The following is a 21,316-nucleotide window of genomic DNA, read 5'->3' on the forward strand; positions in this document are numbered from 1 at the left end:
TACATAATCAAGAAAATTTTATTAGAGCTAGTTTTAAAGAATTTTTGTATCGAAAATACGAAAAAACTTACTAACTTTCGAATAAATCTAAACTGTTTTATAGATACATGAAGAAAATAGTATTTCTTTTCTTTTTAGTTTTTTCCTTGGTATGTTGTAAAGGAAATAAAGAAGAGAGAAGCACTTTTAATGCATTTGGGACTTCTTTTTCGGACTTAGACTTGGAGAAGTATACCAGGTCAGCGTTAAACGAGGATTTCGATATTCTTATTAAGGCTTTAAAAGAGGCTCATACAGGTCTTTACTGGTATTCTACTGAGCGGCAATTCGACAGTGTTGTAACGATGCAAAAGGAAAAAATAAAGGATAGTCTAAATATCTTGGAGTTTTATAATATAGTAGCTCCCATAATCGCTTTTACAAAGGAAGACCATTGCGATATCCATCTGTCCGAAGAAGTTTCGGAATACTTGAAAGAAAGGGGAAAATATTTACCCTTATCTGTGATAAGCTTAAGAGATACGGTTTATATATTGAATAACTTGGGTGATGACTATGAGTTAAGGAGGTATAGATTGTCAAAGATTAATGGGCGCCCTATTTCAGCCATCTACAATAAGATTTTTGAGACTTTTGCATCAGACGGCTTTATTGAATCTTCCAAAATTCGCTGGTTAGATGGTATAAGATTTTCAAGGGAATATGCAAAGGTAATTGAACAAACAGATTCTTTTGAAATAGAAGTAGAAGGATTAAATGAGAAGAATCGTAAAACTTACAAAATTAAAGCTACTGACTGGAAGGCTTTAAAACAAATCGATAACCTTCTTAAAAAAGAAGAGATATTTCATAATACGAATATACCCGCATCTTTCGAAATGACTGGTAGGTATACTGCATTGTTAACCATTAATACATTTGATAACTCACGTTTCAGAGATAGAGATATGGATTTCAAAATATTTATATCTGATGTGTTTAAGGAAATCGATAGCGCCAAAATTGAAAACCTTATTATTGACATTCGTGAAAATGGTGGTGGCACAGAGGGTAATGAAGATTATTTATTTGCGTATCTTACTGATAAAGACTATAGGAAGTACAAATATGTCGAATTGTCTGCTTTCTCCTATTCTTTTTATCAATATACAGATTATAATAATTCAAAAGATCAAAAGGAATTTGAAAAAGATCTAAAAGAAGAGCATTATTTAGCAGATGATGGAAGGATTTTGAGGAAACCTGGTGTTGAAAAGCAAGAAGAATTGAAAGAGAATCCATTTTTAGGAAATGTTTATGTGTTGACAAGTGGATGGACTTATTCAGGAGGAGCAGAGTTTGCTAATTTGATGAGGCAACATACCGATGCCGTTTTCGTTGGAGAAGAAGTTGGAGGAGGATATTACGGCAATACCAGTGGGTATAGTTTGGAATTGAGGTTACCCCATTCGAAGTTAAAAGTGGATATTCCCATTTTGAGATTTGTTATGGATGTTGAGGGCTTGCCGTTTGGAAGAGGAGCACTTCCAGATTATGATGTACAACCCACAATAGAAGAATATTTGAAGGGAAATGATATACAGTTGGAGTTCGTTAATAAATTGATATCGAATAGTGAGTGCCCGTAATAATGTTGTTCTTTTAGTAGCCCTAAAAACCCTGTAAAATCAACATTTCACATGGTTTTTCCGTACCTCGGGTGAGAGTCATAGATAATCGTATTTTTCACAGTTTTGTTTTCCTGTGTAAATTTGAGGGGGCAAATTGAGTAAACACTATTTTTTTGTCCGTCATAGTGTCCGTTGTAAAAACAAACCCCCAAAAATGCAGTGTTTTCAGGGGTTATATTGTGGAGTCGGAGAGAATCGAACTCTCGTCCAAACAAGCAATTAAAGTGCTTTCTACATGCTTAGTTTTCGTTTGTTTTTCGACGTAAGGCTGACCGAAAACCGCCTACCATACGCTTAGCTTCTTTAGATTTGAAACACTGTCAAAGCTACAATGTTCCTATGTTGACTTTTATGGTGCCTCCTTGCGGACCGCCGTCAACAAGGGCTTTCCGGAGACATCTCGCTTTTCCGCCTTGCGGAAACGTGGCTAAATCCTACTGTAATTCAGATTACGCAGCAAGAGCGTAGTTATTCTCGCCATTTAAAAAGTGTGAAACATGAGATTTAAGAGCTGTATCCCAGCGCTCTGCATGCTTACATTTCAATTCGACCTGCTGTCAAAACCAGTCGACCCCCAATATGTAATGAACTTTTTTGTATAATGACACAACTATAGTGCCAGAGTTGTGTGCAAATGTACTACAAAAAATTATTCCCTGAAAATTTTGCAGAGAAGGATCATTAAAGTTACATTTGAAACAAATAATAGGTTGTAATGTTATAAAAATACGATACATGAAGTTCGGAATCATTAAAGAAAGAAAAAATCCTCCTGATAAAAGAGTAGTACTTTCCCCAAATGACTGTGTAAAAGCTCTTGATCTTTTTCCGGGGATATCGCTGGTTGTGGAAAGTTCCGATATCCGGGTTTTTCCGGATTCGGATTATCGAAATTCAGGTATCGAAGTTACCGAAGATGTTTCGGACTGCGATGTGCTGCTTGGGGTCAAAGAAGTACCTGTTGACGCGCTGATTCCGGATAAAAAGTATTTTTTCTTTTCGCATACCATAAAAAAGCAGCCCTATAACCGGAAATTATTGCAGAGTATTCTGGATAAAAACATCGAGCTTTACGATCATGAAGTGATAACGGCTCCCGGCGGGCAGCGTCTTGTGGCTTTCGGGCGATATGCTGGTATTGTGGGGGCCTATAATGGTATTCGTGCTTACGGTTTGAAATTCGGTTTATTTGAATTGCCCGGGGCCGAGGACCTTCCGGATCAACAGGCACTCATTGATGTTCTGAAAAAAACGGAGTTACCGGATATCAAAATATTGCTTACCGGGAAGGGAAGAGTAGGAGGAGGAGTGAAAGAAATGCTCAATGGTATGGGACTGAAGGAAGTAAACTGCGAGGAATATCTGACTCGTACTTTTTCCGGGCCCGTTTATTGTCAGATAGACGTACTGGAGTATAATAAACGAAAGGATGGAAGAACCCAGGGGCATAAGGATTTTTATGAACATCCCGAAGAATACGAATCCGACTTCATGCGTTTTGCCCGTGTGACCGATTTGTATATGGCCGGACATTTCTACGGGCAGGGTGCTCCGTATTTATTTACGAAAGATGACGCAAAATCTCCGGATTTTAACATCAGGGTGGTTGCAGATATCAGTTGTGATATAAACGGTCCGGTGGCTTCAACCATAAGAGCTTCGACGATCGCAGCCCCGGTGTATGGTTATGATCCCCGAACCGGAAAGGAAACGGATTTCAGAGAAGCACATGCCATAGCTGTTATGGCAGTGGATAACCTGCCTTGTGCACTTCCCAGAGATGCGAGTGAGGGATTCGGCGATATGTTTTTAACACATGTTATGCCCGCCTTTTTTAATGACGACCGGGACGGTATACTGGAACGTGCCAGGATGACATGTAATGGCCGGTTAACGGAAAGGTATACCTATTTGCAGGACTATGTTACCGGCGAAGTTATAAGCTAATCTTTTGATGTATATTTGGTTTTCTCCTTTTTATTTACGGGGTTTGCCCTGGCTATTTTTTCCCGGGCCAGTTGTTTGTCTTCGCCATTGGCTTCGGGTTCTTTTTGTGCCATCCCTGCAATCGGCTTGTATTGGAGGTCGGCATAAATAGGAAAGTGATCTGATCCTATACCCGGAAGGCGCTGTATACGGTTCAGCATAAAATCATTGGAATGGAACAAATGATCCAGCGGCCACCTGAGAAAGAAGTAATGTGCGTGGAAAGTACTGAACATACCGCGTCCTATACGGGGATCCATTAATCTGCTGATCTTCCGGAACAATATGGTGGTGTAAGACCAGGCTACGTCGTTAAGGTCGCCAAAAACCAATACAGATTCTTCTCTGGCCTTTACTTTTTCACCTACAAGGAGAAGTTCTGCATCCCGGTCTGTCGAAGTGTCGTCTTCTGTAGGGCTTGGTGGCATGGGATGGAGGCAGTAAATCTTTATTTTTTTTCCGGAAGGGAGCTTCACATAAGCTTCAATGGATGGAATGTCGTCCTTTACCAGGTATATGACCTGTGCATCTTCCAGTTCCAGGTTGGAATAGAGGTGCATTCCGTAGAGATTGTCCAATGGGATTTTAACCGTATACGGGTAATCCTTTTCCAAAGTATCCAGTTGTTGCTGCCACCAGGTGTCAGACTCCAGGGTAAGTACAAGGTTGGGCTTTTTCCTGCGGATGAGATGTAAAAGTTTGCGGGCTTTCCTGTTCGGGCTAAGTACATTGCTCACCAATATGGAAATCCGGTTGGTGTGGTCTTCCTTTCCTCTGAACCGGATAACTTCTTTCCGGTAAAATGGGGTGTAAGGAAGTATTTTTACTGCTTGATAAAGGATACCGATAAGCAATAGCCCTGTAAATATAAAAGACAAGGGAGAAGCAAAAGAAAACCCGGTAAGGCATACAACAAGGGCCACCAAACCGAATATACAAAGTTGCAGGCGGGGAAAGTCGAAAACCCTTATCCACCAGTCATCCCACTTTATGAAAGGGGCGAGTGTGGAAATGATAAAAAGTGATGACAATACTATTGCCACTATTTCCGGAGATTGCATTATTTATCGTGTTTTGCAATAACCCATATGGCATGGACAATACCCGGAATAAACCCCAGCAGGGTTAAAAGGATATTCAGCCAGAATGCTCCTTTGATACCGACAGTAAAGAACACACCGAGTGGCGGAAGTAGAATGGCCAGAATGATTCTCAGGATACTCATACGTCAAAATTAAGGAATTACACGACTAAAATAACTTTTTCTGTCCGATAAGGCAACTTTCTGTTGTGAAACTTTTCCTTAACCCGATAAATCTTATTATGCAAGCTGATTTACTGTTTTGCGTATAGCGGTCAGGTTGGTCAGTAATTTTTCCAGGTGATCGAGGTGCAGCATGTTGGCCCCGTCACTCTTGGCATTGGCCGGGTCGAAGTGGGTTTCCAGGAACAGGCCGTCCACTCCGTTTACCACGCCTGCCCGGGCTATGGTCTCTATCATGTCAGGTCTTCCCCCGGTAACACCGCCGGCCTGGTTGGGTTGCTGGAGTGAATGGGTGACGTCCAGTACCACGGGAGCATAATGCCGCATGGTGGGAATGCCGCGGAAATCGACAATAAGGTCCTGGTAACCGAACATGGTACCCCTGTCTGTGATTACAACTTGTTCATTGTTACAATCCAGAACTTTCTGAACGGCATGTTTCATGCTTTCCGGGCTCATGAACTGCCCTTTTTTCAGGTTTACCGTTTTTCCGGTATTTGCCGCTGCCACCACGAGGTCGGTCTGCCGTACCAGGAAAGCCGGGATTTGTAACACGTCCACATATTCCGCAGCTTTGAAAGCATCATCCACTTCATGAATATCGGTAATGGTAGGAACGTGAAATGTTTCTGAAACTTTCCGGAGTATTTTCAGGGCCTTTTCATCCCCGATACCGGTAAAACTGTCTATACGGCTGCGATTGGCTTTTTTGAAGCTCCCTTTAAAAACGTAAGGGATTTGTAATTTGTCCGTAATTGCCACTACCTTTTCGGCAATGCGCAGCGCCATTTCTTCTCCTTCGATGGCACAGGGGCCCGCAAGGAGGAAAAAGTTATCTGAATCGGTGTGTTTGATCTGGGGAATTGCTTCTACTTTCATGGGTCTGTTTTTTATTCTTTTTCTTCCGAAGGAGTGATGACTGTTACGTAACGGCAAATTTAGAGGTTATTTTTTCGCTGGCGTACCGCTTCGTACAAAAAAACGCCACAGGCTACGGAAACGTTTAGCGAACCGATATTCCCGTACATGGGCAGTTTGGCCCTGTGGTCTGCAGACTTCAATACGGAAGGGGAAATCCCTTTGTCTTCGGCTCCCATTACAATGGCTGTGGGGGTGGTGAGCTGAAGGTCGTAGGGTGTGTTTTCCGTTTTTTCAGTGGCGGCAATAACCTGTATGCCGGAAGCCTGGAGGTAGAAAACGGCATCCTTGATGTGGTCTACCTTGCAAATGGGTACGTTGAACACGGCCCCTGCCGAGGTTTTTACCGTATCGGCAGTTACAGGTGCAGCGCCCTTACTCTGTATAATAATGCCGTGTACACCGGTACATTCGGCAGTACGGATAATGGCGCCGAAATTCCTTACATCCGATAATTGGTCCAGCAAGAGGAACAATGGTATTTCTCCTGATTCTATGGTGTTTAAAACAAGATCATCGAGCGTATGGAATTCTACGGGAGAAATATTGGCTATGACCCCCTGGTGATTTTTATTGCCCAGTCGGTTCAGCTTTTCCAGGGGGACGTAAGACGTATTGATCTTTTCCCTGCGGAGCAGGGATTCCAGTTCCGAGAACAACGTTCCTTTAAGCCCTTTCTGAATAAAGACCTTGTCCACGGCCTTTCCGGCTGATATGGCTTCTATCACTGCCCGTATGCCGAAAATCTGATAGTTGTTTTGCATGGGGGCAAAGGTATAAAAAAGAAGCTGTTCTTATCCGGGATAAAAACAGCTTTCATGCATTTGTTCAATTAAAACTTTTCTAAAAAGTTATACACAGGGAGGACCCGGAATGAACCTGCAGTTTGTCCCGTCATATTCAGGGTTTGTTGTACAGCATGTCATTTCGGGATCACAACACTTTGTCGGGGTTCCGGGAGGAGCCCCGCCGAGAATCTTTTTCTGCTCATTTTCATTCAGTACCTGAGCATTTTTTAATTTTAACAGGCTTGGTAACATAATTAAAGGATTTATAGGTTGATTTTCCCGGACTTTTAGAGACACCCGGGACTATGTCTTTAATGGTGAGGATACGCTGTTTTATATTGTGTTTCCTTTCGGAAATTCCTGGTGTTTTGCTGTTACAGTAAAGTGTTACAATACGCTATAACCTGTATTAAATCCTTTGACTTTTTGACATTGAGGTCGTTTTTCCTGAGATATGGCTTTATGTTAATATCCCTGGTTTTAAACAGTTTTACGATATTTTTGTTGGAAGGTTTCAATTCAGTGATCTCTTCGTCGCCAAACAAGATAAAGAAATCTTCCATATCTACAAACCGGGCAGGCACATCCACATCGAAACTGGTTACGGCCGGTTTGGCTTCGGTAAGCACTTTCCGGTATTTTTTGAGCAGTGTACATTTTTTGTTTTCTGAAATGACTTCAAAATACCCGAATTCCCTGACGTTTTCGTTCAAATAGTATTTAAAAATAAATTTCCTGTTGTTCATCACAATTTCCACATCACTGGTCTTGGTAACTGCGTGAACGGTAGTGTCCTTTTTAAGTTCGAATTCTTCGGCGTATACATTATAGCGCAGCGGGTGTTTTCCAAGTACGGTATCCCTGTAATACACAACACCGGACATAAAATGTTCATTCAGATAGGCGGAGCCCGTAATTTCGGGAGTGTTGTTTGTGTTGTTCACGGACGGGTCGATGTTACGGATCGTTTTCCGGACATAATCGATAACCCGGAGATCCTCGGTAAACCGGTTTGCGGGTTGTGCCCGGTTAGACGGGTCCTGGGAATAGAGTGTTGATATGAAAAGCAACGCTATACATTCAAGAATTATATTGATTTTGTATATTCTCATTCCGTTAAAAATTAAGAAGAAGGTGTCTGAAAAATAGTTTATCCTGAGCGACAACCGAAGGGCCCGAGGTAACAGAAATGGGAAATAATACGCTTTTCAGACACTTTCTTCTATAATGTATCAGTTATTGTTTTCCGTAAAAATGGTCGGCCAGTCTTGCCCGTCTTCCCGGGTAAGTATGGTGGTACCCCCCTCGCCGTTGGCGTTGGACCATTCTATGGTCATTTCGGCTCCTGAAACACTGGTGATGTTGTAGGAATAGGCAGGGACTTCTATCTCGTTACCTTCTTCATCTGTTACTTCGCCCCTTTCTGCTTCAAATCCTTCGCAGGCCCAGATAACTCTTGCGTCATCCTCGGTATCCGGGGCGGCACCCCAGCAGGGATACAGACCAAGGCTAAGGTCGGAGGTAGCATATGAGCCGGGAGTAGCGGTCTCTTCCCAGGTTACCGTACCGGTGATGATATCGTCGGAGCAGTTCCCGGGAAAATCAGAACTCGTACCGGTAAATGTATCGGTGGTAACAAATGTGTGTGTCCCGGCCAGGCTTTCTGTGATCACGCAGGGAATTTCCACATTGTATGTAAAGGGGGAGGCAAAGAACACTCCTCCGGAAACCGTATTTCCCACGGTTGATCTGGAGAAAACCCTGCCATCTGTGAGTTCCAGTTCAAAGCTGACGGCCCAGTTGTCTCCTCCTTTTACTTCCGTTTCATCAATACCGGTTGTGGCGATCATCTCCGCTACGGAAATGGAAAAGGTATAGCCGGGCATGTCTTCTTCATCCGGGGTGAATTCGGAAGCGGGAATGGTGGTGTACAGGATATCGTCTGTTGATATACCTTCATCGTCGCTGTCGGCCAGCTCGGTATTGTCCTGAAAACGAATGTAGGCGCGTACTTCCTGAAGCAGCGCCCCGTCTTCGTAATCGTCTTCCTGGAGTATTACCGTAAAACCGGAACCGGCCTCAAACGAGGAAGTATTGTAGTTGTATGGGGTTTCTTCCGAGGTGATCTCAATGGTTCTCAGGATGGCCCCCCGGGTTACATCGTCGTATACCGAGTCTACCGTCTTGTCTCCTTCGCATGAAAGAATAAAGGAGGACAGGGATACGAACAATAACTTACTGATATATTTTTTCATGATCTGTCATTTTTTAATTGGCAATTGGAAAACCTTCTTCGGGATTGTTATCCCAGAATACCCTGGTGGTAACATTGGGTTTCTGGCTGATATTCGAATTGTTATTGGCATAAGCGGCCGGATACAGGAACGATCGTATAAATCCGCCCGGGTTGGGTTCCAGGTTGGGCTGGAGGTCGAGCGGGGCACCTGTTCTCCGGTAAAAATTATAAGCATCAATACCGTTGCCGAACAGCGTTACCCAGAATTCCTTGGCTATAATGTTCAGTTTTTCATTTCCGGTAGCATCGTCATAAAGCTGGCCCACTTCGTTCATGTATGCAGTGTCATCAGATTCGGGACCTGCAAGGGAGAGATCTGCGCTGCTGTCGAGTTCCCCGAAACTTCTCACCTTGGTGAAGGACTTGGCAATTCCGGAAAGCATATGATCTTTGGCCTCTGTCGTATTGCCGGATATATAACTGATCTCGGCCAGCAGGAAATCTACTGTAGAACTCAGGAAAATGGGGGTGATACCGGCACCTCCGCCTCCCTGGCTGATAGTAACAGCTTCGAAAGTGTTGTCGTCGAATCTTCCGCCGGCGGGATATACGCCCCAGGTGGTTCGTTTATTGCCATCGGGTGGAATACCATCGTCGTCTCCGTGATCCCTTCCCCAGTACCCGTTGGGGAGATTACAGAAGGTGTATCCGCCGTCCACATAATGCTGTGGGGCGGGTTCCACACTACAGGTGAGTTCCTGTTGATTGGTGGGGGCTCCGTTTCCGGGCGTAGTAGGGTTTTGGCGGTAAAAATAGAAACGTATCCTGGGGTCTGGTTTTTCGAATGTGGAATATGCATTGCCCACTTTGCCGGACTGCATGTAGTTCATCAGCCAGTTGGACATATAGCTTTCTGCTCCGGTGGATTTGTAGTTGTCAATGTATTTGGGATGTCTGGTATCCGGGTTAACAATATTCCGGCCCCATCGGAACTGAAAATCTTCCGAAATGTCCGTAATGTACATGCCGGTACTGACAATCTGGTTGATATTGTCAATAGCGCTGTCATCCACGAGGCGTTGCTGTATGTATATTTTGATTTTGAGTGAATTGGCCAGTTTTTCCCAGTTTTCCCAGTTCCCGTTGTAATACATGTCAAATTCGGGGTCTGCAAGGTAATCTTCGTCCTGAAAGAGGATAATGGCCTCGTCCAGAAGTGTGAGGGCAGCCTGGTAAACGGAAGCGCCGGGGTCCGGTGCGGGGTTAAAGTTTTCCGCGCCTTGCAGGGCTTCGCTGTATGGGATTTCTCCGAAGAAATCTACCAGGGTTACTATGGTAAAGGCTTCAAATACTTTTCCCATGGCAACATGCTTTTTTAATTCCGCTTCTTCCGCCAGCGGATACATGGCATAGATATCGGTCAGCATGGAAGAATAGGCTGTTCTCCATTCAATGTCGAATCCGGAGGGGCTGTAGGCCTGCAGGTATTGCCTGGTGTCCATCCAGCTGAGCCGGATAACTGCCGATGCCACGATAGCGAGTCCTTCATCGCTTTCTTCGTCGAAAAGCCTTGCGAAGTCCTCCTGCACCTTATTCAGGTAGAAATCGGGAGAAGCTTCTCCGGGAGGTAACTGGTTGGGATTTTCTGCAAGGTCCAGTTCGGTCGTTTCACAGGAAAACAGGATTCCGAGTGAAAAGATCGCATATATAATTTTGTGATTCCACATTTTCATTGTCGTAATTTTTTAAAAGGTTACTTTTATGGACATACCGTATCTCCTGGAACTGGGGCCGTTGAGGAATTCCAGTCCGAAACCGTTTCCTACACCGGTACCCACAGATTCCGTATCGAAATGGGTGCTTTTCGGGACACCGAAAGCCCTGTACCAGATATTCTGCCCGCTAAAGGTGATGCTCAATGTTCCGAAAGGCGTTTTTTTCAGCATTCTTTCGGGCAGTGAATAACCGATGGAAACTTCTCTCAGCCTTAATATGCTACCGTCATATACCTGTAACTCACTCGGACCGAATGCTATATTGCTGAAGTAGAAGTCCGAATTATTTACCTGGATGTCGTTGGGAGAACCGTCTTCTTTTACTCCCGGGAGTATAAAGGTGTCTTCCCGGTCTTCGGTATCTGTTACCAGTCCGCGACCGACCAGGGCAGAGACGGTATTGGTATATATGTCACCTCCGTGGCGGTATGCCCAGCTCATTCCGAGGGAAAAGTTTTTATACCGGAAATTGTTGTTAACGTTTAGTCGCCAGTCGGGATTGGGGTCGCCTATTTCGAAGAGTCCGGCTTCCTCTACATACATACCTCCGCTGTCTACTACGAGGTTGTCATTATCATCCCGTAGCACCCTGCTTCCCATGATAATGCCATACGGTCTTCCTTCGACTGCAAAGTTACCCAGGTCTGAAGTTCCTACGGTGATATTACTGTTTTCGGTGATCCTGATGTTGTCTGTGTCGTTCCCCAGGTCGTTAACCGTGGTTTCATCTGCGGTAAAGTTTCCGGAGATCATCCAGTTAAAACCTTCGCCTTCGTTCCGGAACACGGTATAGGAGAGGTCTGCTTCTATTCCTTTTACCTGAACTTCCCCGATATTGGTGAAGGTAGAGGTATATCCGGATGCCGGGTCAAGCGGCCTGCTGGTAATGAGGTCCGTTGTGGTTTTCTGATAAATGGAAACATCCAGCCCGATCCTGTTTTGAATGAACCTGGATTCGATTCCGAGTTCTATTTCAGAAATCCTCTCCGGTTTTAAACTGGTATTTCCCAGTCCGTTGGCCACGGTATTGGAAGTGACAAGGGTACCGTCTATAATGTATTCCCGTGTGTTGAGGTCAAGACCGGAGAATATGGGGTAATCTCCGGCAAAACCTGCCGAGGTCCCGTAACCGGCCCTTAACTTCAGGAAATTGAGTCCGTTTTGGCTGCTCCATCCTTCGAATGCCGTAGTAGGTATAAAGGAAGCACTGGCACTGGGGTAGAAGATGCTGCGATTGTCGGTGGCAAAATTGGATACCCAATCATTCCGGCCGGCAAGGGTAAGGTAGGCAAAACTTTTGTACCCGAATTCCGCTTGTCCGTAGAAGGCCACGATATTCTGTTCCGAGTCGAATTGTATGGGGGTTTGTGATTCGAAATTGTAATGTCTGAATATATTAAATACTTTTTGCTGGTCGCTTTGCACCCCTTGCCTCGAAAATTCCGTTCTTCTTGCATTGGCCCCTGCGTTGAAGGAAATGTCGAGGTCTTCGGTGAGGAGATAACTGCCATTCAGCTGAAAGGTATGATCCCATGTGGTATTCTTATTGTCGTATGTGGTATAACGGCCCAGTAACGGCCCTTCGGCACCGCCCTTGTTCTGTCCGCTTTCGTTCCTTTCCGTAAAGAAATCGATGGTGGTCCTCCAGAAGACATTCAGATTGTCATTGATCTTATAGGTTACGGTCCCGTTACCGAAAACCCTGTTGGTGTACTGATTTCCGAAAGCGTTGGCTGCGGTCCACCTGGGGTTCTGGATGTCGTTACCTCCCCTGTAGTAAACGCTTCTGCCGTCTACGGGGCTTTGGTAAGGCATCCCCATGAGGTCTATACTTCGGGGGGTGAAGAACAAATGCCCGAAAACAGAAGAACTTTCACCAAAGGCCCCGTTCCCTACACTTGCTGCAACGGGCGGGGAGATGAAATCTGTCCGGGTATAGTTCAGGGTACCGTTTACAGTAAAATTATTGGATAATTCTACCTTTCCCCCGATACCGAATGTGTTTCTTTTAAGGGAGTTTCCGGGAGTAAAGCCCTGGTCGTCCAAATGACCGAAGTTGGCGTTGTACGCAATTTTTCCATCTTCCGACTGGCCACCTACGTTTATAGAAGTATTCAATACGGTTCCCGTACGGAAGAAGTCGCGAACGCCGTCATAGGGTTGAAAGCGATAGGGGACACCGGCATATTCCGGGAAGTGTGAGGCTACAACTTCGTTGTTTTGCGTTGGGTGGTTTATAAGTGGTGTACCGTCATCGTCAAATCCCATAAAGGCACTTCCGAAATCGTCGGGGTTGGTACTGGAGAATGAAGGGCCCCAGTTGCTGAAGAACCACCCGAAAGCCTGATCGAAACCTCCCCCGTACTTGTTCTGATAATCCGGGAATGATGCAATTTCATTAAAAAAGACGGATTGATTTACCGTGATCTCAAATTTCTTGCTTCCGCCTCCGGCAGCACCGTTTTTGGTGGTGATAAGTACAACACCGTTCCTCCCTGCCGTACCGTAAAGGTTGGCTGCTGCGAGCCCTTTGAGCACAGAGATGCTTTCGATACTGTTCGGGTCGAGATCTATAAAGCGGCTCGATCCGTTATTGCCGTCTACAAAATCGCCTTGTGAATTGGTCCCGGAATTGAACGGGATACCGTCCACGATAAAAAGGGGCTGATTCCCCCCTGTAACGGAGGTGTACCCCCTGATGATCATATTGGTCCCGGAGCCCGACATCCCGTTGGCGGCATTGATCTGAACCCCGGAGGCCTGGCCGTTGAGTACCCGGCCTATGTCGCCTTCGGCCTTTTGTTCGAGGTTTTCAGATCCCACCGTGCTTACGGCATATCCCAGTGCTTTTTTCTCTCTTTTGATCCCCTGGGAAGTAACTACCACTTCTTCGAGGGCCTGGGCACTCTCGGTCATCTGAACGTTTATGGTGTTTTTTTCTCCAACTGCACGTTCTTCGTCCTGCTGGCCGATGTAAGTGAACAGGAGGGCCTGGCCCGGACTGGCATTAATGGTGTAATTACCGTCAAAATCGGTCTGAGTACCACTGGTGGTTCCTTTGACCAGGATATTTACCCCGGGAAGGGGCATACCGTACTGGTCGGTAACCGTACCCGAAATTGTTTTTTCCTGTGCATGGGACAGGTGCACAGCTAGCGCCAGTAACAGCGCTAGGGAAATGCTGAACTTTGTCTTCATATTTACTAGATTATTTGAGTTAGTCAGTAATAAAAGTCCTAAAATCAAACAACATGTGCAAATAATATGTTAATTTAACTTAAATTATCATATTATTTATATACATGTTAAATAGAGGTAAGAAAAATTATAAGTTAGGTAAATAAGGGAGGGGGTTACTGGTGATATATGATTTTTGCTGTAAGAGAAATACGTGTATTTTGTGGAATAAAAAAGAGGTTGTCTAAAAAGACAACCTCTCCAAGCTAAAATCAAGTATATGTAATAACAATTATTGCTCCAAAGTTAAAGTGGCTTCAAAATAATTGGTTTCCATATATCCGTTGTCAAACATCCACTGGTTGGGGGAGAATCCATCCTGATCGAGATAGTATTGGATAGTCAGGGTGGGAACTTCTCCGCTGTCGTCATATGTTCCGGAGCCTGATACTGTGTAATCATACAGGACTCCTTCGTATAAGGTTGTGAATATATACTGGGATTCTATGGTAACTTCACCAGTGGCTTCGTCGAGTGTGTAATACACGGTTCCTTCTTCCTGTATTTCTTCTCCCCAGGTGGTTTGCATCCACTCACTGTTCAGGCCGTATATCAGCATTCCGTTACAATCTACTGTGGTTCTCACTGTACTTTCGTAGCCTTCCGGGTTAAAGGCGTCAACGACATCTGTTCCTGTCCAGCTGAACGTCTGGGAATCGAAATTATTGAATTCGACATTTTCAAAAGTATACGTTTCTCCCGATTTGGTTACTTTGGCCATAATGAAATAATTGGCTTTACATGCGTAAGCAGTATTAATCGCGTTATCGTATGTAAATATTTGCTCATTGATAATGCCAACCTGGTCGAACTGAAGTGTTAAATTTAAATCTGATGCTATGTGTGCGTTTCCTTCATGTATATCTGTCACCACATAATATTCCCCGTCCGGGGTGTCCGCTGTTAAAACATGGGTCTCAAACGCTGTTTCGTTAGTACTATCAATAACAGCTGTGTAGGGAACGTCGGTCAATAATAGCCTTAAATCTCCCAGATCAGTAGGGGCTATCTCATTGCCTTCATGATCCGTGACTGTACCGGAAGCTTCCCATGAAAGAGCGATAGCCAGATCGCCCGAAGTAAGGTTCCGGATATTAAATGTTACCATTTTGGAATTAATGGCCTGAACATTGGATTCGGTTCCTGTGGCTATTTTAATGACAGCCGTTTCTGTTTCTTCGGACAATTCATCCGAATGAATGGCAATTTCATCCGAAGCTGAAGTCGTCCCTGCGGGAATACGTACCTGATGCGGAAAGGAAAAATCCTCACCGTCTGTTGCTGTGCCTTCCGTCTGTTCCAGGTTTACTACAACGTCAACGATCTGTGGCTCACTTATAGATACAGTAAATGCGTAAGTAGTTTCCGTTTCAATCAAAGTCTGGTTGTCATTAAACTCCAGGGCAACTTCAAGGGAAGGAGCTGAAGCTGTCAAAGTGCTGTCTCCCGTATGGTCATCATCGCTACAGGCTGTTATCAGGATGAGTAAGCACCAGGCCCATGTCAAATTATATATATAGCTTTTCATGTTGTTTTCTTGTTTTTCAAGTTAATCGACTATTTTTTCCAATACCTGATAGAATTCCCTGGAATTACCGGCGGCATTATCCGTTAGATATCCAAAGCTCATGTACAGCTTGTCTGCACCGTTTATATCATCCCGCTCTACGTAATTTGTTTCGGAACCACAGGGGACATTGGTCATTTCTCCGGCATGAGACTGACAAGTAATGAAGGGTTGTCCGTTACCCATTTGATCTTCCCCGGATGGTGTTTTTTCCGGATAGGTTATCTTGTCGTTTTCATCGATTTGGAAGTACCACTCATTACCTTCAAATGCACCGAAATACTCAACGACCCGATATGTCGTGGCATCTACAGATTCGATCAGGGTCTCTGCGGGCCAGTCGGAGGCCGTATAAGTTAAAACACCTATTCTGTAATATTCGGCATTCAGGGTTCTGTATAAGCCTGCAAAACGAGTGCCTACGGAAACTTTTGTAGTGGTGGAATTAACATTCATATGTCCTTCGGATGTAGTGGAGATGTATTTTAGGGTCCAGAAGTCTCCGATATTCAAATCACTGTCACTTTCAGGCAGCGGATTGTCATTAACCGTTAACCCTTCCCGGAGGTCTTCATATTTGAAAGAGAAGGAGAAAGATGGTTTTTCCCCGGCTGTTGTGTTGTCTATGGAAAGGGTTTCAAATAATACCTCATTACTTGTGTTGCCTGTGGCGGCATCAGTAAAGCTTTTGTATACCTCGATGGAGGTCGTTTGTTGTCTGCTTTGGAAGACGGTGCCTGAAGCGGTATAGGTGCCGTCATTTCCGACGACATAACCGATGCTCGCATTATTAAGGGAGAGCAGGCCGCCTTTAATGGCATTGCCGGTTAATTCGTCGTTATCGTCATCTATGCATGATACCGTGATGGATAGAGACAATAATGCATATATTAAGAATTTTATTTTTTTCATCTTGTAACGTTTTAAGTTTAATTATTGCCAGAATAAAGGTGATGTTAATTCGTCACCTCCAAGCCTTTGTGCTCCACTATCGTAATTGTCCTTGTTTAAAGAGACTTCTGTGGTTGGATAGTAATAGCGGGAAGGTATTTGGTTTATGGCTGCTTCTGCGGCAGGTTCTAATGCAGGGATTTTTGTTCTTCTCCATTCTGTCCACGCTTCAAATCCCTGATCGAACAATGCCAGCCATAATTGCTGGCCTATTTTTTCCCTTGCGTCAGCTTGTGTAGTAAATCCAATGCCCGGTTGAGCCAGGTATGTTGACGCGCTCAGACCGTTGAATTCAAAACTTGCCTGGATCCCTTCGTTATAATAAACCAGTGCCTGAGCTGTGCCTCCGGAAATATATCCTTCATTTGCTGCCTCTGCTTTTAAAAAGCTCAATTGAGCATAGGACATTATGGTACCTGGTAATTCGGGGTTTAAGTAGAATTCTCCTAAACCTGAAATATTGGCGTAGGTATAGCCCAGGGCTTCATTGGGCAGTGTAGTCTGGTTGCCATATCCTGCCGGTTTCCCCATGATGTCACCATCTGCATTAGGGGCAGCGTAAACTTCGAGCCTCGGGTCATTTAAGGATTCCATCATTTCTACTAAAGCGGAATTTACTTTATACTCGGGTCTTGCTCCAAAGTCTATCAATTCGTAGATAGGGTTTGCGTCTGGTTGATTGGGTAAGTAACTCACCTGGGCATTATCTGCATTAGAAGTGAACATTTGTCCACCGTTGATTAATGCCTGTAACTCGGCGCTCACATCTCTTGTAGAAGAAATTCTCATCAGGGCTCTGAACTTTAGTGAGTTGGCCAGTTTTTTCCATTTGGTGATATCTCCCCCGTAATATAAATCTGAAGAAGCTACTACTTCGCCACCTCCTGTAGAAAGCATGTTTGCTGCCTGGGTGTACATGTCAATGACGCCTTCATATACTGTAGCTTCGTTGTCGTAAACGGGTTTTAATATATTGGGATCCATAGCCTCTGTGAAAGGGATGGGGCCGTACAGCTCTGTTAAAAACTGAAAACCGGATGCCTGTATAATTAGGGAAATGGCCTGTAGATTGGCATTCCCTTCTGCTTCCGCCAGGGAGTACATGGCATTGGCTTCAGATATTACATCAGAATACATGGTGTCCCAAATGTTGTCTATAACTCCTCTTCTTGGAACGTATCTTTCTTCGTCGTTGTATTGAACTTTGGTCCATGTCTGGGCCCAAACGGCACCCATATCGCCTCCGGCGCCACCCAACACTCCGTATAATACATTGGAATAAATTCTTTGTGATCCGCCCAATAATAAGTGTGCCGGTAGTGCTACAGGGTTATTGGGATCTGTGTTTAGCTCTTCAAAATCTTTATCACAGCCTGTGATCATGATAAGGCTAAACAATACATATAGTATTTTTTTCATTTTTTTCATGATATATATTTTTAACCTATTCAGAATTTTAAGTTTATGTTAAAGCCTATATTTCTGGAAGACGGATATTGACCGAACTCCTGGCCCTGTTCGCCGTTGGCGCTACTAAAACCTGTTTCAGGGTCTATGTGAGGCGCTTTTTTATATAATATAGCCAGGTTTCTGCCTACAACTGAAAACTTAAGAGATTGAATAGGAGTGTTTTCTAATAGTCTTGAAGGTATAGAATAACCAAGGGTAACCTGTCTGAGTTTTACATACGATGCATCAAATATGGCACTGGACTCAATGGAGTTGCTATAAGACGCCTGGTTAAAAGATTTTGCAGGAACAACCACATTATTGGGGACATAGCCTCCGTTGCCGTCAGACATTACTCCTTCTCCTACGAGGCCCCCCTCTCTTCCTATTAGGGTTTCTTCCAGAGTACCGGCGTATCTGCCCCATGCATATGTCATACTGTGGATATCGCCTCCGATTTTTGCGTCTATGAGGGTGGAGAAATCGAAATTTTTATATCTGATAGAGAAATTGGCGCCTCCTGTCCAGTCCGGAGCTATATCTCCCAGAACTTGAGGAGTCTGATTGATTAAAGGCAGACCGTTTTGGTAAATCACCTGGCCGTCATCTGTCCTTTCAAAGTCGCGCCCCACAAGAGCACCGTATGGCTGACCGGCCCTGGCTTCAAGAGTGACGCCCCACTGGCTTCCCAGGATATAACTGTCCAACTCACCTAATGAAGTAACCTGGTTGTCGTTTTTTGCCCAGTTGAGGTCTATGTCGAAATTGAAGTCTTCTGTCCGGACTACGGTTCCTCCGAGTTGTATTTCCACACCCTTGTTGCTCATGTCTGCAATATTGTCCCAGACATTTCTGTATCCGGTGGAAGAGGATACCTGGATGGGAACCAAAAGGTCTTCACTTTGTTGATCGTAATATGTTGCGCTCAGACGCAATCTGTTTTGGAAAAATTTAGCGTCGAGACCGACCTCGATACCGGTAACGGTTTCTGCTTTTAAATTGGGATTGTATTGTGTGTTGGGTAACTGTCCCTGATTACCAAAGCCTGTGTTATTGAGGCTAAAAGTGGGGTTGATGTTGTAAGGACCTAAAGCACCTGTGCTCCCCACTTTTGACCATCCGCCTCTTAATTTAAGGAAATTTATACGTTCTCCTAAATCAAATATGTCAGATAACACAATGGAAGTGGAGACGGAAGGGTAAAAGAATGAGTTGTTCTTTTTTGGCAGAATACTTGCCCAGTCATTTCTACCGGTAAAATCGATAAAAAAGAAGTTCTTATAGGCTATTTGACCGTAACCGTATAAACTATTGATCTTTTGATTTCTTTTGGGGGTCTGCCCGCGGATACCAGGTTCCCTTAGTACTGCTACGGCCCCTGTTTGTAAATTTGAAATATCATATAAACCCGGTAACTCGAGAGCGGGAAGAGAGGCGTAAGTACTGGTGTATCGCCTGTTCATATGATTGCCTCCTACATTGAATGAAAACAAAATATCCTCTGTGATCTCCTTTTCCATGCTGAGCAATACGCTGGCATTGATCTCTTCAAACCTTCGCTGTATTTCAGTATAAGTTCCGTCGGGAGCGTTGTTGCTTCCTTTGGCTTGTCGTCTGGTTTCCAGTTGAGAGTAAAAATCTGCTCCCAGCTTAGTACTTAGTGTTAGCCAGTCATTTAATTGATACGACAAATCGACATTTCCTACAATACGATCCTTTTCGAGGGTGTTTCTGTTGGTTTCCAATACCCAATACGGGTTGTTCTGGAAGTTGTGATTCCAGTTGAGCGGAGTCCCTGCAGCAGGGGTGTGGTCCGGGGCCAGGGGAAAGTTTCTCCAATCTCTTAAATCAGAGAAGTTAACATTTCTGGCGGACCAGATAAATTGCTGGAAGGGGTTTTCATTGTTGTACCCGGTTATTGGCAGATTGTCACTATCTATATTGAAGTAATTGGCAGACAGGCTTGCTGTGAATCTTTCTCCCAGATCTAAAGTCCCGTTAAAGCCTATTGTTGTTTTTTTGAGTTCCGTAAAAGGAATCATTCCCTTTTCATCACTGTTACCGATGGATAATCTCATTTTTCCCTTGGTGAGGGATAAATTATTGCTGATATTGACACCGGTATCCAGGAAGTCCCTTACGTTATCGGGATAAGAAACCCACGGAATGGGGTTTCCGTCATTAATTAATTGAGAATTCCATTGAATAAATTCAAGACCTACGTCCAATGGAGGCCCCCAGCTTTCGTCAACTCCGTCTCCAACGCCGCCGCTGGCACCGTCAACATATTCAAAATAACTGGGATCTCCGCCCTGACCGTATGAATTCTGATAATCCGGTAAAATTAAAGGATTGGAGAAGGTGACATTTGTATTAAAAGAGACTTCGAATTTTTTGCCTTCACTACCTCTTCTGGTTGTAATAACGATAACGCCATTACCGGCTCTTAAGCCGTATAATGCGGCAGCATTGGGTCCTTTTAAAACGGATACCGATTCAATATCGTCGGGATTGATATCAGCGGCTCCGTTGGGTAAGTCAACACCACCTCCCGAACCGGCATTCCCGAAAGATCTGTTGTCAATAGGAACTCCGTCAACTACGTACAAGGGTTCGTTATTACCTGTTATTGATGAGTTTCCCCTGAGGACAATCCTCGATGAAGCGCCGACACTACCTGAAGTTGAGGTTACCTGTACGCCTGCAACTTTACCGCTTATGGCGTTGGATATGTTGCTTTCCCGCGCTTCGGTCAACCCATCACCGGAAATGCCTTGTACAGCATAACCCAGGGCCTTTTCTTCTCTTCTGATACCAAGGGCTGTGACAACCACTTCTTCCAATGCCTGAGCATCTTCAGTCATTTGTGTGTTTATGGTGCTTTCTGCCCCGATTGTCTTTTCTACATCGGCCATGCCAATGTATGAATAGACGAGGATTTGACCTGCACTCGCCTGAATAGAATAATTCCCGTCAAAATCGGTTTGTGTCCCGACGGTAGTCCCTTTTACAAGGATGTTTACCCCGGGCAGCGGCAAGCCGTCCTGATCAGTCACCGTACCTGTGATTGTTTTTTCCTGTGCAAAAGAAAGATGCACAACAAACGCCAGTAGTAGCGTTAGTAGTCTACTAAACTTTGTTCTCATTTTTGAATTATTTGAATTAGCTATCGTAAATATCTTAAAAGAATGTTAAAAACACAAAGATTTAATCTTAATTGTTTTAAATTTTAACTTTATTAGGTTAATTTAATAAAAATACTACGTTAAAATTAAGTTAATAAATTTTGTTTAGTAATTTTCATTAACATTGTTTTGAGCGTTATTTCATCAATATTTTAAGGTGTTATCTTATTTTGTTGACGGGGAGAAGTGAATCCTCTATGTTCTCTTCCGGGTTCTGTAGTTTTGACCGCTATCCTCCGGTGCAATTTTTTATATCTTTTTTAGGCTTGTGTCGCGACAGACCGATTTTG

Annotated in this window: 14 protein-coding genes and 1 other RNA gene; 2 read left to right on the plus strand and 13 right to left on the minus strand. The window is 44.2% G+C overall.

The features are described from left to right. Positions 1-107: 107 nt before the first annotated feature. The gene (locus tag LS482_RS12155) at positions 108-1,628 is read left to right on the plus strand and encodes a S41 family peptidase (RefSeq protein WP_233027796.1); all 1,521 of its coding nucleotides are present in this window, start codon (positions 108-110) and stop codon (positions 1,626-1,628) included. A gap of 219 nt (positions 1,629-1,847) precedes the next feature. On the opposite strand, the gene ssrA is transcribed toward LS482_RS12155, so the two are convergent. Next, positions 1,848-2,245: a transfer-messenger RNA gene (gene ssrA / locus LS482_RS12160) on the minus strand. A gap of 160 nt (positions 2,246-2,405) precedes the next feature. Here ssrA and LS482_RS12165 point away from each other — a divergent pair. After that, positions 2,406-3,617 carry an NAD(P)-dependent oxidoreductase gene (locus LS482_RS12165; protein WP_233027797.1) on the plus strand — a complete coding sequence of 404 codons (1,212 nt, stop codon included), beginning with the start codon at positions 2,406-2,408 and terminating at the stop codon, positions 3,615-3,617. Here the strand turns inward: LS482_RS12165 and LS482_RS12170 are convergent. From LS482_RS12170 to LS482_RS12225, 12 genes are all read right to left on the minus strand, one after another. After that, on the minus strand, positions 3,614-4,717 hold the full coding sequence (locus LS482_RS12170; RefSeq protein ID WP_233027798.1) for an endonuclease/exonuclease/phosphatase family protein: 1,104 nt from the start codon (positions 4,715-4,717) through the stop codon (positions 3,614-3,616). The two genes, LS482_RS12165 and LS482_RS12170, sit on opposite strands and share 4 nt — an antisense overlap. Continuing rightward, positions 4,717-4,881 (minus strand): YqaE/Pmp3 family membrane protein, encoded by a 165-nt coding sequence (locus LS482_RS12175; RefSeq protein WP_233027799.1) that lies wholly within the window; start codon positions 4,879-4,881, stop codon positions 4,717-4,719. Before LS482_RS12175 ends, LS482_RS12170 begins: the two co-directional genes overlap by 1 nt. Positions 4,882-4,977: 96 nt before the next feature. Further along, positions 4,978-5,799 carry a 3-deoxy-8-phosphooctulonate synthase gene (kdsA, locus tag LS482_RS12180; protein ID WP_233027800.1) on the minus strand — a complete coding sequence of 274 codons (822 nt, stop codon included), beginning with the start codon at positions 5,797-5,799 and terminating at the stop codon, positions 4,978-4,980. 59 nt (positions 5,800-5,858) lie between these two features. After that, positions 5,859-6,602 carry a 23S rRNA (guanosine(2251)-2'-O)-methyltransferase RlmB gene (gene rlmB / locus LS482_RS12185; RefSeq protein WP_233027801.1) on the minus strand — a complete coding sequence of 248 codons (744 nt, stop codon included), beginning with the start codon at positions 6,600-6,602 and terminating at the stop codon, positions 5,859-5,861. A 398-nt stretch (positions 6,603-7,000) separates the two neighbouring features. Next, positions 7,001-7,738 carry a hypothetical protein gene (locus LS482_RS12190; protein WP_233027802.1) on the minus strand — a complete coding sequence of 246 codons (738 nt, stop codon included), beginning with the start codon at positions 7,736-7,738 and terminating at the stop codon, positions 7,001-7,003. A gap of 120 nt (positions 7,739-7,858) precedes the next feature. Then, positions 7,859-8,881 (minus strand): hypothetical protein, encoded by a 1,023-nt coding sequence (locus tag LS482_RS12195; protein ID WP_233027803.1) that lies wholly within the window; start codon positions 8,879-8,881, stop codon positions 7,859-7,861. Between the two features lie 13 nt (positions 8,882-8,894). Next, positions 8,895-10,595 carry a SusD/RagB family nutrient-binding outer membrane lipoprotein gene (locus LS482_RS12200; protein WP_233027804.1) on the minus strand — a complete coding sequence of 567 codons (1,701 nt, stop codon included), beginning with the start codon at positions 10,593-10,595 and terminating at the stop codon, positions 8,895-8,897. A 12-nt stretch (positions 10,596-10,607) separates the two neighbouring features. Further along, positions 10,608-13,835: a SusC/RagA family TonB-linked outer membrane protein gene (locus LS482_RS12205; protein WP_233027805.1), complete on the minus strand. Its 3,228-nt coding sequence runs from the start codon at positions 13,833-13,835 to the stop codon at positions 10,608-10,610. Between the two features lie 271 nt (positions 13,836-14,106). Further along, a complete protein-coding gene (locus LS482_RS12210; RefSeq protein ID WP_233027806.1) occupies positions 14,107-15,402 on the minus strand; it encodes a Calx-beta domain-containing protein in 1,296 nt (431 codons plus the stop codon). 21 nt (positions 15,403-15,423) lie between these two features. Further along, positions 15,424-16,353 carry a hypothetical protein gene (locus LS482_RS12215; protein ID WP_233027807.1) on the minus strand — a complete coding sequence of 310 codons (930 nt, stop codon included), beginning with the start codon at positions 16,351-16,353 and terminating at the stop codon, positions 15,424-15,426. A gap of 21 nt (positions 16,354-16,374) precedes the next feature. Then, positions 16,375-17,811 carry a SusD/RagB family nutrient-binding outer membrane lipoprotein gene (locus tag LS482_RS12220; protein WP_233027808.1) on the minus strand — a complete coding sequence of 479 codons (1,437 nt, stop codon included), beginning with the start codon at positions 17,809-17,811 and terminating at the stop codon, positions 16,375-16,377. Positions 17,812-17,840: 29 nt separating this feature from the next. Further along, positions 17,841-20,987 carry a SusC/RagA family TonB-linked outer membrane protein gene (locus tag LS482_RS12225; protein WP_233027809.1) on the minus strand — a complete coding sequence of 1,049 codons (3,147 nt, stop codon included), beginning with the start codon at positions 20,985-20,987 and terminating at the stop codon, positions 17,841-17,843. Positions 20,988-21,316 lie beyond the last annotated feature (329 nt).

The organism is Sinomicrobium kalidii, assembly GCF_021183825.1.
Lineage (GTDB): Bacteria > Bacteroidota > Bacteroidia > Flavobacteriales > Flavobacteriaceae > Sinomicrobium > Sinomicrobium kalidii.